The sequence below is a fragment of the Mesorhizobium sp. WSM4836 genome (assembly GCF_055811815.1).
On sequence record NZ_JBVVQF010000015.1, the window covers coordinates 22,455 to 35,932 of the forward strand.

Below are 13,478 nucleotides of genomic sequence, written 5' to 3' on the forward strand. Positions count from 1 at the left end.
CCATGGCAATCACAATGCAACTCAGTCTCGACCAGGCGACAGGGCTGTGCCGGATGGCTGCACTTGGCGCCGGCGCCAATGAAGAGGCGGCGCAGTCGCTGGCTGCCTCGATCGTCGCGGCCGAGGCGGAAGGACTGTCGACCGTCGGGCTGTCGCACTTCATCGATTATCTTGAAGCACTGGAGGCCGGCCGTATCGACGGCAACGCCGATCCGGTGATCACCAGGCCAGCGCTCGCGGTCTATCTCTCCGATGCGCGCGGCGGCTTGGCGCACACCGGTTTCGACCGCACGATCGATGACCTCGCCAAGGCGGCGCGGCTGTTCGGCGTTGCCATCTTTTCGCAGAAGAATGCTTATACGTGCGGCGCGCTCGGCTATTTCACCGGACGGCTGGCCGCGCAGGGATTGGTGTCGTTCGCCGCCACCAACGGCCCGGCCGTGCTTGCCGGCTCGGGCTCGGTCAAGCCGGTCTACTGCACCAACCCGATGTCGTTTGCCGCACCCGCCGCGGACGGGGCGCCGCTGGTCATCGACCAGTCGTCGAGCGCCACCGCCTTCGTCAACATCCGCAAGGCGGCCGAGGACGGCAAGAATATCCCCGAAGGCTGGGCACTGGACGCCAGCGGCAATCCGACCACGGACCCGGCAGCCGCCATGAAGGGCGCCATGCTTGCCTTCGGCGGCCAGCGCGGCGCCAACATCGCGCTGATGGTCGAGGTGCTGGCCGCGGGCCTGTCGGGCGCCAACTGGTCGCTCGATGCGCCATGGTTCAGCGGCGGGCCGGACAGTCCGGGAACCGGCCTGTTCTTGCTCGCCATCGAGCCCAAGCTGCTCGATCCGGACTTCGAAAAGCGGATGAAGAACCAACTCGACCGGCTGCGGCGGCGCTATGGTGTGCATGTCCCGGGGCGTGCCCGGGCCGAGTCCGCGGAGAAGGCGGCGGCACGCGGCATAAGCGCGCCGAAAGCCGTGGTGCAGCGCATTTCCGAATTCGCCGCCCGCTATTCGTCCTGAAGAAATTCGTTTGTCCGATGAGGGGCTGATGAGGCCGGCCGATCCGGCAGCGACCTACTTCCCGCAGTGATGATCGTTGATGACGTTCAGCGCATTCGCGTCCGGTCCTACCCTGTTGTAGGAGCAGGGTTCGGCGGCCGTCGTGAACAGGTGGTTGTCATAGTAGCGCGGGCCACCGAAGAGGAACTCGATGATGTCGCCGTTGGCGGGAACATAGCGTTCGGGTTGAGCTTGGTGGTGACGCCGGTTTGCGGCGAATGCCGAGACGCCAATGCTGCAGCCTGTTGCTAAAGCCAAGGCGAAGATCGCAACGCGTTTTGTCGTCATCGGCAGTATCCTCCATTCGGAATCAAACCATACATCTAAAATCGCGGACCGAACAAAGGTTCCTGTTCCGAACAGAGTTGCCGTAAAGCCGGGCTTCTGCGGCGTTTTCTGCCGTTTCGAACGTATCCGGAAAATCATGCTTCAACAGTGCCGGGCGACTTATGGTCGCCCTTTGCCTTTGGCGCGAAACCGACTATGAAACGGCTTCAATCAAGCCATCTGGATAGCCCGCCGGAGCCAGCCATGACCGAAATCCTGCAGACCCCAAAGCTCGTCGTCGTGTTCGGCGGCTCCGGCTTTGTCGGTCGTCATGTCGTGCGGGCGCTGGCCAAGCGCGGCTACCGCATCCGGGTCGCCTGTCGCCGGCCCGATCTCGCCGGTCATTTGCAACCGCTCGGCAATGTCGGACAGATCCAGCCGGTGCAGGCCAATGTCCGTGTGCGCTGGTCGGTCGACCGCGCCGTGCAAGGCGCCGACCACGTCGTCAATCTGGTGGCAATCCCGTATGAGGCCGGCCGGCAGAAATTCACTGCCGTCCACGAGTTCGGCGCGCGCGCTGTCGCCGAAGCGGCGCGCGCCGTCGGCGCCGGCCTCACCCACATCTCGGCTCTGGGTGCGGATCTCCACGCGCAATCGGAGTATGCGCGTACCAAGGCGCTCGGCGAAAAGGCGGTTCTGGAGACGGTCCACGACGCCGTGATCTTGCGGCCATCGATCAATTTCGGGCCGGAGGACGGTTTCTTCAATCGCTTTGCCAACATGGCCCGCTTTTCCCCGGTGCTGCCGCTGATCGGCGGCGGGCAGACGAAATTCCAGCCGGTCTATGTCGGCGACGTCGCCGAAGCGGTGGCGCATTCGGTCGACGGCAAGGTCCAGGGCGGCCAAATCTACGAACTCGGCGGGCCGCAAGTGCTCACGTTCAAGGAATGCATGCAAGAATTGCTTGTCATTATCGAACGCAGGCGGTTTTTGCTGCCTCTGCCGTGGTGGCTGGCGAACCTGCAGGCGTCAATTCTCGGGCTGCTGCCCAATCCGTTGTTGACCAAGGACCAGGTCCTGCTGTTGCGCCAGCACAATGTCGTGTCGGATGCCGCCGTCAAGGACAACAGGACGCTCGCCGGCCTCGGAATCCAGCCGCGGTCGATCGGAACCATCCTGCCCAGCTATCTCTGGCGCTACCGCGCCGCCGGCCAGTTCCAACGCAAGTCCGCCGCATAATACGAACGGACGTCCGGTTGCTTACGACGCGCGCCGGGTGACTTGCATCGGCAGCCCGCCTTGCGGCTGCGTCGTCAGCTTCTGCACCGGCCAGGGATGGGTTTCTGCGGTGGTGTCGAAACGATAGCGCGACAGCATGATCGCCAACGCAATGATCGCCTCCTGCATGGCGAAGCTGGCGCCAATGCAGACGCGAGGCCCGGCGCCGAACGGCAAATACTGGAAACGGTCGATCTTTTCGCGGTTTCCCGGATGGAAGCGTTCCGGCATGAAAGCCTCCGGCCGGTCCCACAATTTCCGATGGCGGTGGACGACCCACGGCATCACCAGCACCGCGGCACGTCGCGGTATGTAGAGGCCGTTCCAGGTTTCGGGCTCGATCGGTTCGCGGTTGATCGACGGCGCCGGCGGATAGAGCCGGAGCGCCTCGTCGAAGGCGGCGCGGGTGAGCGGCATGGCGTCGAGCCATTTCGTCGGGTCGGGCTCACGCGCCAGCACGGCGTCGATCTCGTGTTCGATCTTTTCACGCTCCCACGGCGCTTCGGCAAGGCAGTAGAGCGTCCAACCGAGCGCCCTGGCCGTAGTCTCGTGGCCGGCGCCGATGAAGGTGATGATGTTATCCTCGACCTCGGCCCGGGTCAGCCCGCCCGGTCCCTCCGTCTTCAACAGCAGTGTGAGAAAATCCTGCGGTACCGTGTCCGGAGCGCGCCTCAACCGCGCCTCGCGCATCTGCACCGTGTCGGTGACGATCTTGCGGAAATAAGCCATGGTCTTGCGGCCGCGGATGCGGGTCAGGCGCGGCAGCCAGTCGGGCGCACGCAGAAGGTCGAGCGGATCGACCCGGCCCATCGTCTCGAACAGGCGGTCGATCTCCTTGGCGAAGCTGCCCGGCTCGCCCGATATTTCGCCCGAAAACAGCGTCTCGGCCAGGATATCGAAGGTGAGCAGCGTCATGTCGTGAGCGATATCCGACGTGCTACCTTGCTCGTAACGCGTGATGAATTCGAGCGTGCGTTTCAGCATCGGCTCGGCGAAGCCAAAGATGTGGCGTGGCGTGAACACCGGCGCCATCGCCTTGCGCGAACGCCGCCACACCTCGCCCTCGGCGGTCAGCAGGCCATCGCGCAGGATCGGCCGCAGGATTTTTTGGCGCACCGTCGCCATCTTGTAGTTCTTGGCATTATCGACAAGCACATGGCGGATGAGGCCAGGATCGTTGGCAATGACCAGCGGCCCACCGATGCCACTCACCGAGATCCAGGGCTCGTTGTAGGTCGGCTCGCCCCACAGTTCGAGCGGATTGCGATAGACGATGCGGATCATCTCCAGCGTCGAGGGCGGCGCTGTGCGCGGCTTTGGCGCTGGCGGGACGAACGGGACGGGCTGACTGTCCATGGCTTGCTCCGCTGACACCTCAATGTAATGGCGGGCAAGGCAGGCGTCCATGTGACCGGACGAAGTCGACGCATCCGCTCTCTGGAATGTGACCTGGGCACGGAAAGTGCCTGCTTGCTGTGTCCGGCTGCGTGTCTTAGGTGCCAGCACCACAGATGCCACTAACCGGCGAGAGCCTGCCTTGAAGCACCAGTTGAACGTCATCATCGGCAGCACGCGGCCGGGCCGCGCCGGTCCCGTTTTCGCAAAATGGCTGGAAAGCTTTGCGCGCGAGCACGGCAAATTCGAGCCGGTGCTCACCGACATCGCCGCCTTCAATCTGCCGGTGCTGGACGAGCCCCATCATCCGAGACTCGGCAAATACGAAAACAGCCACACGAAAGCCTGGTCGAAAGCAATCGACGCCGCCGACGCATTCGTCTTCGTAGCGCCGGAATACAACTATTTCGGCGCCCCCGCGATCGTCAACGCGGTCGACTACCTGCTCAGGGAATGGCGATACAAGCCGGCCGCCATTCTCAGCTACGGCGGCGTCTCCGGCGGCTTACGAGCGGCGCAGGCGGTCAAACCGTTGCTGACCGCCGTCGGCGTCATGCCGATTCCGGAAGGCGTGGCGCTGCCGATGTACCAGAAGCTGCTGGACGAGACCGGCGCCTTCCAGCCCAGCGAGCAGGTGCTCGGCGGGGCCAGGACTATGCTGGACGAGCTATTCCGCTGGAGCGAGACACTGAGGCCGATGCGGGCTGGATAGAGGCACGGAACAGCCGGCTTAAGCGGGACCGGAAAGCTGTTTCTCCGAAGCGCTCAACGTAGCGAGCATGCTCGACCAGCTGGGATGGCGAAGGCCGCGCCAGCAGTCCAGGATCGAATTTGCGTGCGACCGGCTGGTAGGAGCACGATAGCGGGTTCTTCCCCGCGGAAACGCCTGCAAACCTTGGAAAAACCGCCTTTTGCGCCTATATCTACGACATTAGAAATGCGCGATTCGAAGCCGATTTTTCGCGCTCTGCACACGGCATCAATCAGACAGGTTTTCATGAGCGAACAGACCGACATCGCCAACGGCGTTGAAGCCGAATACGGCGCCGATTCCATCAAGGTTTTGAAGGGCTTGGATGCCGTTCGCAAGCGGCCGGGCATGTATATCGGCGATACCGACGACGGCTCGGGCCTGCACCACATGGTCTACGAAGTCGTCGACAACGCCATCGACGAAGCACTGGCCGGCCATGCCGACCTGGTGACGGTGACGCTCAATCCGGACGGATCGGTGACGGTCATCGACAATGGCCGCGGCATTCCGACCGATATCCACACCGGCGAAGGCATTTCGGCGGCCGAAGTGATCATGACGCAGCTGCATGCCGGCGGCAAGTTCGACCAGAACTCCTACAAGGTGTCCGGCGGCCTGCACGGCGTCGGCGTGTCGGTCGTCAACGCACTCTCGGCCTGGCTGAAACTGAAGATCCGCCGCAACGGCCATATCTACGAGATGAGCTTCACGCATGGCAATGCCGACGCGCCGCTGCGGATCACCGGCAGTTATGAACAAGACAAGGTCCCCGGCATCTATGAAGGGCGCAGCGGCAGCGAAATCACGTTTTTGCCGTCGTCCGAGACTTTCACCATGGTCGAATTCGACTACGGTACGCTGGAGCATCGGCTGCGCGAACTCGCCTTCCTGAATTCCGGCGTGCGCATCGTTTTGACCGATGCCCGCCATGCCGATATCGTGCGCCACGAACTGCACTACGATGGCGGGCTGGAAGAGTTCGTCCGATATCTCGACCGGATGAAGAAGCCGTTGCTCGACAAGCCGATCTCGATCCGCGCCGAGCGCGACGGCATCACGGTCGAAGTCGCCATGTGGTGGAACGACAGCTACCATGAAAACGTTCTGGCCTTCACCAACAACATCCCGCAGCGCGACGGCGGCACGCATCTGGCAGGCTTTCGCGGTGCGCTGACACGCCAGATAACCGGCTATGGTGATTCGTCCGGCCTGACCAAGAAGGAAAAAGTGGCGCTGATCGGCGACGATTGCCGTGAAGGGCTGACCGCGGTGCTGTCGGTCAAGGTTCCTGACCCGAAATTCTCCTCGCAGACCAAGGACAAGCTGGTGTCGTCCGAGGTCCGCCCGGTGGTCGAAGGGCTCGTCAACGAAGCGCTCGGCACCTGGCTCGAGGAGCACCCGACCGAGGGCAAGGCGGTCATCGAGAAGGTCATCCAGGCCGCTGCCGCGCGCGAAGCCGCGCGCAAGGCACGCGACATCACTCGAAAGAGTTCGCTCGGCGTCACCTCGCTGCCCGGCAAGCTGGCCGATTGCCAGGAGCGCGATCCGGCGAAATCCGAGATCTTCATCGTCGAGGGCGACAGCGCCGGCGGCTCGGCCAAGGGCGGCCGTTCGCGCCAGAACCAGGCCATTCTTCCGCTGCGCGGCAAGATCCTCAACGTCGAGCGCGCCCGCTTCGACCGCATGCTCGGTTCAGATATGATCGGCACGCTGATCACCGCGCTCGGCACCTCGATCGGCAAGGACGAGTTCAACGCCGACAAACTGCGCTACCACAAGATCATCCTGATGACCGACGCCGATGTCGACGGCGCCCACATCCGCACCTTGCTGCTAACCTTCTTCTTCCGCCAGATGCCCGAACTGATCGAACGCGGTCATCTCTACATCGCGCAGCCGCCGCTCTATAAGGTGACGCGCGGGAAGAGCTCGCAATATATCAAGGACGAAGCCGCCTTCGAGGAATTCCTGATCGGCTCGGGGCTGGAAGAAGCATCGCTTGCGCTCAGCACGGGCGAGGTGCGGGCCGGGCAGGACCTGCGCAGCGCCATCGATGACGCCCTAGCTGTCCGCCAGCTCATCAACGGATTGCATACCCGCTATAACAGAGGCGTGGTCGAGCAGGCAGCGATTGCCGGCGCGCTCAACCCGGAGATCTTCATCGACCTCGGCCGCGCCAACGAGACGGCCGAGCGTGTTGCCCGCCGTCTCGACATTATAGCCGAGGATACCGAGCGCGGCTGGATAGGCCGCATGTCGACCTCGAACGAGGGCATCGGCGGCTATGTCTTCGAGCGCACCGTGCGCAGCGTCAAGGAGTTCGCACATCTCGACCTGGCGCTGATCAATTCCGCCGACGCACGCCAGCTCGACCGCTATGCGCCGCGCCTGGCAGAAGTTTACGGCGAACCGCCGGTGCTGCGCCGCAAGGACGTCTCCGAAACCATTTCGGGGCCGCTCGCAATGCTCAATGCCGTGTTTGCCACCGGCCGCAAGGGCCTGACCATGCAGCGTTACAAGGGCCTTGGCGAAATGAACGCCGAGCAGCTCTGGGAAACCACGCTCGACCCGAACGTGCGCTCGCTCTTACAGGTCAAGGTCAATGACGCGACTGATGCAGACAGCCTGTTTTCACGGCTGATGGGCGACGAGGTCGAGCCAAGGCGCGAATTCATCCAGGAAAACGCGCTGTCGGTCGCCAATCTGGATATCTAAAGCCGCGACCCAGAATACCCAACCAGCAGGCATGAAGTGCATTGGTGCATCTTGACGCACCGATGCCGACTGCTGCACCGCAACAAAGATCACCGAGGATCGCCCGGAACGGAAAGTCTTTTAAGGCATTGTAGTTGATCACAATCGCCGCAGGAGGCATCCATGGGACGTGGCATTTTGCTCTGGCTTCTCGGAGTCCCGATTCCGATTATTATTCTGATCATGCTGTTTGCAAGGTAGGAGGCTCCCATGCCGTCCACCCTAACGACTGTTGACGTTTCCGCGCCGACGGAATCCGCTTCCCCCGCCGTCAGCTGGGGACCAATCGTCGCCGGTGCCTTTGCTGCGTCGACGCTTACCTTCATTCTGATGCTGCTCGGCTCGGGGCTCGGGCTGAGCATGGTGTCGCCATGGTCCGGCTCGGGTGCGTCAGTCACCGCTTTCGCTGTTTCTACCGCCGCTTGGCTAATCGTCGTGCAGTGGCTGTCGTCGGCCCTAGGCGGCTACCTCGCCGGGCGTCTGCGTACCAAATGGGTTGGCATCCACACCGATGAAGTCTTCTTCCGCGATACCGCTCACGGCTTCCTGGCCTGGGCCCTGGCGACGCTGCTCGTCGCCGGCGTGCTCGGCACGGCGCTTTCGGCCGCGATAGGTACCGGTGTCCAGGCTGCTTCGACTGTAGCATCCGGCGCGGCAATGGGGGCGTCTGCGGGTGCCGCTGCAAACGCGGGTGGCGCCTCGACTGACAACGCCACGTCGTATTTCGTCGATACGCTGTTCCGCCCAACCGATCCGGCAAGGCTCGCTGCCGCCAGTTCGGAGAGCGATGCCGCGGCGACAGCGCAAGCCTCGCGCATTCTGATCGCGAGTGCCGCAGCAGGCCAAATATCGGCCGAGGACAAGACCTACCTGTCGCGGCTGGTGGCCGCCCGTACAGGCCTGTCCGAAGCGGATGCCACCGCGCGCGTCGATGCGGTAATCGCCAAAGCGCAAGACGCCAAGGTCAAGGCCCAGCAGGCGGCCGACACCGCCAGAAAGGCCGGCGCCACCTTCTCGCTGATCGGCGCGCTGTCGCTGGTCGTCGGGGCTTTCATCGCCAGCGCGGCTGCGGCACTCGGCGGCAGGCAGCGCGACGACGAGGAAGCGGTTTTCCTGACCAATCGTTGATCGGGGCTCGGCGAGTTCGATCCGCTTCGGGAAGATTACCCCGAAGCGGACCTTGATTTGAGCTGCCGGTGCAGCATTGTCGTGCGCTGCTCGCCGCCGATAGTTCAATCCCCCAGCTTGCGGCCGAGATCGACCGCATCGCGCAGCACGGCAAGGTGCGAGCGCGGCTGTGCGCCGGCCGGCGCGTTGACCTCGACGGCGCTCGCCGTCAGCGACCAGTAGAGCGTGTGCGTGAAGACGCGGCCGCGCGAGCCGCGCAGCTCGACCTGGATGTTTTCCACACCGGGACCGAAGTTCTCCGTCATCGGCCCGGAAATCGGATCGCCGGTCAGCCAGCCATTGCCTTTGTCGAAAATGTTGGTCCAGCGCGTCGCGGCAAACACCGCGCCATGATGCACCGCCCGCTGCGGCTTGCCGGAATGGCTGCGCCCTTCCTGGTAGAGCATGGTCCCGCCCGCCGTCTTGTCGGGGATCGGCGGGCATGCCGAGAACAGCCGCTCGGCGATGGCGCGCCTGAATTCGGCGAGGTTGTAGGTCACCAGAAACTCGCTGTGGGTCAGCGGACTGCCGAGCGTGACGAAATCGCTGATCTTCCACGGCAGCGGATGATCGGCGTCGTGGACGCGAAGCTGCCGGTAGAGCTCCCATTGGTGGCGCCGGAATGCGGGGAGGTCGTCGAGGCTGTCGGGCCAGGCGAAGGCATCGGCGGCCAGCGTCGCCTTGTCGACGGCGTGGATCGCCTTCAGCCGCGCTCTGTCACGAATGGCTTCCAGCTTTCGAGGCCTGAAATCGGCCCATAATATCTGCAACAGATCATAGGCGATGATCGACCCAAGGCTGTGCGAGACCAGCACGACGCGGTCATAGGTGTCGTCCATCATGAGGCGCTTCAGCAGCTTGAGGCCACGCTCGCGGACCAGCGCGCGCTTCTCGACCGTTGCCGCTTCGGCACGCACATAGGCGGCGACATCGCCGAAATACGGCAAGCCAAACTGGTCCACCGACCAGATGACGAACGACGCCACGACGGTTACAAGCGCGCCAGTCGTCCAGGAGATGTAGCCTTGCCAAGCCGACGTTGCGAGCGCCAGCGCGGCGCCGAGGACGATGATGGTGGTCAAAAGCGTGACGACGTAGAGTTTGCGCACATCGCGCGGAATATCTGCCGGCCTGCGCCACAGCAGGGTCGTCACCCAGGCAGCAAGGCGGCTCCGGGTCGTACCCTGGGTGATATCGGCCCAGTAAAGCTCGTAGAAATCGGTGCGGCGGCCATCTACATCATAGGGCGTGGTGATCCGGCGAAGCTCGTGCGAATTGGTCCGGCTGTCGGGCGTGATCCAGCTCTGGTTGATCTTCGCACCCATCGGGTCGGCAGGATCGGCGACATGGGCATAGAACGGGGCACGGGCTGGATCGTGGCTCCATACGGCCTGGACAAACCCCCTCAACGTGTCCATGGGCCGCTGTTCGCCCATACCATGCACGACCACCACCGCCTGGCTGCGCTTGCGTGGCGCCTTCTCTGCTGCGGTCAGATCGGCGGCCGGCGATGCAGCAGAACCAGGGTCGGGCACCAGCACCTCCACAATGACGCCGTTTGCAAGACGACGGTCGGCATCGTAGCTTCAGAACCGGCAACAGCCAAGAAAAAGCCCGGCGCGGAGCCGGGCTGTACTCGATGATCGGCAGTGAGTTGGCAACGACGCCTTTTCAGTGATCCATCGCCTTGACGATCTCCTCGGTCATCTTCTTGGCGTCGCCGAGCAGCATCATGGTGCCGTCCTTGTAGAACAGCGTGTTGTCGATGCCGGCATAGCCGGAGCCGAGCGAGCGCTTGACGAACAGGCAGGTGCGCGCCTTGTCGACGTCGAGGATCGGCATGCCGTAGATCGGCGACGACTTGTCGTCACGGGCCGAAGGGTTGGTAACGTCGTTGGCGCCGATGACATAGGCGACGTCGGCCTGCGCGAACTCAGAGTTGATGTCCTCCAGCTCGAACACTTCGTCGTAAGGCACGTTGGCTTCGGCCAAGAGCACGTTCATGTGGCCGGGCATGCGGCCGGCAACAGGGTGGATGGCGTATTTCACCTCGACGCCGTTGGCCTTGAGCTTGTCGGCCATTTCGCGCAGCGCGTGCTGCGCCTGGGCGACGGCCATGCCGTAACCCGGCACGATAATGACCTTTTGCGCATTCATCATCAGATAGGCGGCATCCTCGGCCGAGCCCTGCTTGACCGTGCGCTCGATGCCGTCGTTGGCAGTGGCTGATGTCTCGCCGCCGAAGCCGCCGAGGATGACCGAGATGAAGCTTCGGTTCATGCCCTTGCACATGATGTAGGACAGGATGGCGCCCGACGAGCCGACCAGCGCACCGGTGATGATCAGCGCCAGATTGCCGAGCGTGAAGCCCAGTGCGGCGGCGGCCCAGCCCGAATAGGAATTCAGCATCGAGACGACCACCGGCATGTCGGCGCCGCCGATCGGGATGATAAGTAGGACGCCCAACACAAGGGACGCGGCAACGATCAGCCAGAACACCAGCTTGGACTCGGCGGTGACGAGCAGCACGATCAGCACGATCAGCGCAATGCCCAGGGCTGCGTTGATGAAGTGACGGCCACCGATCATGATCGGCTTGCCCGACATGCGGCCGTCGAGCTTCAAGAAGGCGATGACCGAGCCGGTGAAGGTGATGGCACCGATGGCAACGCCGAGGCTCATCTCGATCAGTGCCTGGGCATGAATATCGGCGATGGTGCCGATGCCGAAGCTTTCCGGCGCATAGATGGCGGCGGCCGCCACCATGACCGCGGCAAGACCGACCAGCGAGTGGAAGGCGGCGACCAGCTGCGGCATCGAGGTCATGGCAATGCGCCGCGCCGTGACCGCACCGGCCGAGCCGCCGATGGCGAGCCCGAGCGCGATCAGCCCGAAGCGCCCGGCCGAAGGGATGGCCAGCGCCAGCGTCGTGGCAATGGCAATGCCCATGCCGATCATGCCGTACATATTGCCCTGGCGGCTGGTGGTCGGGTGCGACAGGCCGCGCAATGCCAGGATGAACAGGATGCCGGAGACCAGATAGAGGAAGGAGGCGAAGTTGGCGTTCATAGCGGCCTACTTTTCCTTCTTCTTGTACATAGCCAGCATGCGCTGGGTGACGAGAAAGCCGCCGAAAATGTTGACCGATACCAGCATCAGCGCAACGAAGCCGAAGCCGGTGGCAAGCCCTGAGGCCGAGATGCCGACGGCCAGCAACGCGCCGACGACGATGACGGAGGAGATGGCGTTGGTGACCGCCATCAGCGGCGTGTGCAGCGCCGGTGTGACCGACCACACGACGTAGTAGCCGACGAAGATCGCCAGGACGAAGATGGCGAAGCGGAAGACGAAAGGGTCGATAGCGCCGCCGGACAGCGCGTGCGCGGCATCGCCGGCCGCCTCTGTGCCTGGCGCAGTGGCCAAGTCCTGTACTGCAAGCCTGACGGCCGCAGTCGCCTGGTCGAGCTGGTCGAGGGCTTTCTGCAGTGTCTGGTCCATCACGCGATCCCTCCGGTGGTCTTGGGCTTCCTCGAAGCGGCCGGTTTCTTCGCAGCCGGTTTCGCCGAAGCCTCGGCAACCATCGTCTTGGCCGGAATGGCCGGCGGTTCGACATGTTGGCTCTTTGGTGGCTCCTGCTCAGCCCTGGCGAAAGCCGGATGCACGACCTTGCCGCCATCGGTCAGCATGGTTGCCTTGACCAGCTCGTCGTCGCGGTTGATGGCAAGTGTCTTCGTCGCCTTGTCAACCAGGGTTTCGAGGAAGGCATAGAGGTTCCTGGCATAGAGAAGCGAAGCGGATGCCGCGACGCGGCCGGGAACGTTGAGATGGCCGACGATCTTGACCCCATTGGCCGTGGTCACCACCTGCCCCGCCACGGCGCCCTCGACATTACCGCCACGCTCGACCGCGAGGTCGACGATCACCGAGCCAGGTTTCATCGAGGCGACCATTGCCGCCGAAACCAGCTTCGGCGCCGGCCGGCCGGGGATCAGCGCCGTGGTGATGACGATATCCTGCTTGGCGATGTGCTCGGCGGTCAGCGCCGCCTGCTTGGCCTGGTATTCCTTTGACATTTCCTTGGCGTAGCCGCCGGCCGTTTCGGCTGCCTTGAACTCCTCGTCCTCGACGGCCAGGAACTTTGCGCCGAGCGAGGCGACCTGCTCCTTGGCGGCCGGGCGTACATCGGTGGCGGTGACAACAGCACCGAGGCGGCGCGCGGTCGCGATGGCCTGCAGACCGGCGACCCCGACGCCCATGACGAACGCCTTCGCTGCCGGTACGGTGCCAGCCGCCGTCATCATCATCGGCAAGGCCCGGTCATATTCGGCAGCCGCGTCGATCACCGCCTGGTAGCCGGCGAGGTTCGCCTGGCTTGATAGAACGTCCATCGATTGCGCCCGGGTGATGCGCGGCATGAACTCCATGGAGAAGGCAGTAACACCGGCCTTGGCAAGGGCGGCGACGGCAGCGTCGTTGCCGTAGGGATCCATGATCGCGATGACGGCGGCGCCGGACTTGTAGCCCTTCAGCTCGGCGTCCATGGGGCGGCGCACCTTCAGTACCACATCGGCCTTGGTAGCATCGCCGGCCTTGCCGATCGCGGCGCCCGCCTTGGCAAACTCCTCGTCGGGAATGCGCGACGCCGCGCCGGCGCCGGTTTCGATAATCACGTCGAAACCCAGTGCCGCCAGCCGCTTCACCGTATCGGGCGAGGCCGCGACACGCGGCTCGCTCGCGTCGAGCTCACGAGGGATGAAAACCGTCTGTCCCACCGCACGATCCTTTCGGCCGGAACCCTGTTAGCGCAA

The 13,478-nt window shown here is 63.8% G+C and carries 11 protein-coding genes; 5 read left to right on the plus strand and 6 right to left on the minus strand.

The window, feature by feature from the left end:
- Positions 1-14 precede the first annotated feature (14 nt).
- A complete protein-coding gene (locus tag AC0L2P_RS18365) occupies positions 15-1,016 on the plus strand; it encodes an Ldh family oxidoreductase (RefSeq protein WP_473502725.1) in 1,002 nt (333 codons plus the stop codon).
- Between the two features lie 54 nt (positions 1,017-1,070).
- Here the strand turns inward: AC0L2P_RS18365 and AC0L2P_RS18370 are convergent, their stop codons facing one another.
- The gene (locus AC0L2P_RS18370; protein WP_473502726.1) at positions 1,071-1,343 is read right to left on the minus strand and encodes a hypothetical protein; all 273 of its coding nucleotides are present in this window, start codon (positions 1,341-1,343) and stop codon (positions 1,071-1,073) included.
- A gap of 243 nt (positions 1,344-1,586) precedes the next feature.
- Between AC0L2P_RS18370 and AC0L2P_RS18375 the strand changes: the two genes are divergently transcribed.
- A complete protein-coding gene (locus AC0L2P_RS18375; protein ID WP_473502727.1) occupies positions 1,587-2,561 on the plus strand; it encodes a complex I NDUFA9 subunit family protein in 975 nt (324 codons plus the stop codon).
- A gap of 21 nt (positions 2,562-2,582) precedes the next feature.
- On the opposite strand, the gene AC0L2P_RS18380 is transcribed toward AC0L2P_RS18375, so the two are convergent.
- Positions 2,583-3,956: a cytochrome P450 gene (locus tag AC0L2P_RS18380; RefSeq protein ID WP_473502728.1), complete on the minus strand. Its 1,374-nt coding sequence runs from the start codon at positions 3,954-3,956 to the stop codon at positions 2,583-2,585.
- A gap of 181 nt (positions 3,957-4,137) precedes the next feature.
- On the opposite strand from AC0L2P_RS18380, the gene AC0L2P_RS18385 reads away from it, so the two are divergent.
- From AC0L2P_RS18385 to AC0L2P_RS18395, 3 genes are all read left to right on the plus strand, one after another.
- Positions 4,138-4,707 carry an NADPH-dependent FMN reductase gene (locus AC0L2P_RS18385; protein ID WP_473502729.1) on the plus strand — a complete coding sequence of 190 codons (570 nt, stop codon included), beginning with the start codon at positions 4,138-4,140 and terminating at the stop codon, positions 4,705-4,707.
- A gap of 285 nt (positions 4,708-4,992) precedes the next feature.
- A complete protein-coding gene (gyrB, locus tag AC0L2P_RS18390) occupies positions 4,993-7,464 on the plus strand; it encodes a DNA topoisomerase (ATP-hydrolyzing) subunit B (protein ID WP_473502730.1) in 2,472 nt (823 codons plus the stop codon).
- 249 nt (positions 7,465-7,713) lie between these two features.
- Positions 7,714-8,631 carry a hypothetical protein gene (locus tag AC0L2P_RS18395; protein ID WP_473502731.1) on the plus strand — a complete coding sequence of 306 codons (918 nt, stop codon included), beginning with the start codon at positions 7,714-7,716 and terminating at the stop codon, positions 8,629-8,631.
- A gap of 104 nt (positions 8,632-8,735) precedes the next feature.
- On the opposite strand, the gene AC0L2P_RS18400 is transcribed toward AC0L2P_RS18395, so the two are convergent.
- From AC0L2P_RS18400 to AC0L2P_RS18415, 4 genes are all read right to left on the minus strand, one after another.
- A complete protein-coding gene (locus AC0L2P_RS18400) occupies positions 8,736-10,205 on the minus strand; it encodes a hypothetical protein (RefSeq protein ID WP_473502732.1) in 1,470 nt (489 codons plus the stop codon).
- Positions 10,206-10,341: 136 nt separating this feature from the next.
- Entirely contained in the window at positions 10,342-11,739 is a 1,398-nt protein-coding gene (locus AC0L2P_RS18405; protein WP_473502733.1) for an NAD(P)(+) transhydrogenase (Re/Si-specific) subunit beta, read from the minus strand.
- 6 nt (positions 11,740-11,745) lie between these two features.
- Positions 11,746-12,168, minus strand: a complete 423-nt coding sequence (locus tag AC0L2P_RS18410; protein WP_473502734.1) for an NAD(P) transhydrogenase subunit alpha part 2 — start codon at positions 12,166-12,168, stop codon at positions 11,746-11,748.
- Positions 12,168-13,442, minus strand: a complete 1,275-nt coding sequence (locus tag AC0L2P_RS18415) for a Re/Si-specific NAD(P)(+) transhydrogenase subunit alpha (RefSeq protein WP_473502735.1) — start codon at positions 13,440-13,442, stop codon at positions 12,168-12,170. Before AC0L2P_RS18415 ends, AC0L2P_RS18410 begins: the two co-directional genes overlap by 1 nt.
- Positions 13,443-13,478: the final 36 nt, after the last annotated feature.

Excerpts from the sequence above, each read along its gene's own strand:
- AC0L2P_RS18365 (WP_473502725.1), top strand. The coding sequence starts at position 15 with ATGCAACTCAGTCTCGACCAGGCGACAGGGCTGTGCCGGATGGCTGCA.
- AC0L2P_RS18370 (WP_473502726.1), bottom strand. The coding sequence starts at position 1,343 with ATGACGACAAAACGCGTTGCGATCTTCGCCTTGGCTTTAGCAACAGGC.
- AC0L2P_RS18375 (WP_473502727.1), top strand. The coding sequence starts at position 1,587 with ATGACCGAAATCCTGCAGACCCCAAAGCTCGTCGTCGTGTTCGGCGGC.
- AC0L2P_RS18380 (WP_473502728.1), bottom strand. The coding sequence starts at position 3,956 with ATGGACAGTCAGCCCGTCCCGTTCGTCCCGCCAGCGCCAAAGCCGCGC.
- gyrB (WP_473502730.1), top strand. The coding sequence starts at position 4,993 with ATGAGCGAACAGACCGACATCGCCAACGGCGTTGAAGCCGAATACGGC.
- AC0L2P_RS18395 (WP_473502731.1), top strand. The coding sequence starts at position 7,714 with ATGCCGTCCACCCTAACGACTGTTGACGTTTCCGCGCCGACGGAATCC.
- AC0L2P_RS18405 (WP_473502733.1), bottom strand. The coding sequence starts at position 11,739 with ATGAACGCCAACTTCGCCTCCTTCCTCTATCTGGTCTCCGGCATCCTG.
- AC0L2P_RS18410 (WP_473502734.1), bottom strand. The coding sequence starts at position 12,168 with ATGGACCAGACACTGCAGAAAGCCCTCGACCAGCTCGACCAGGCGACT.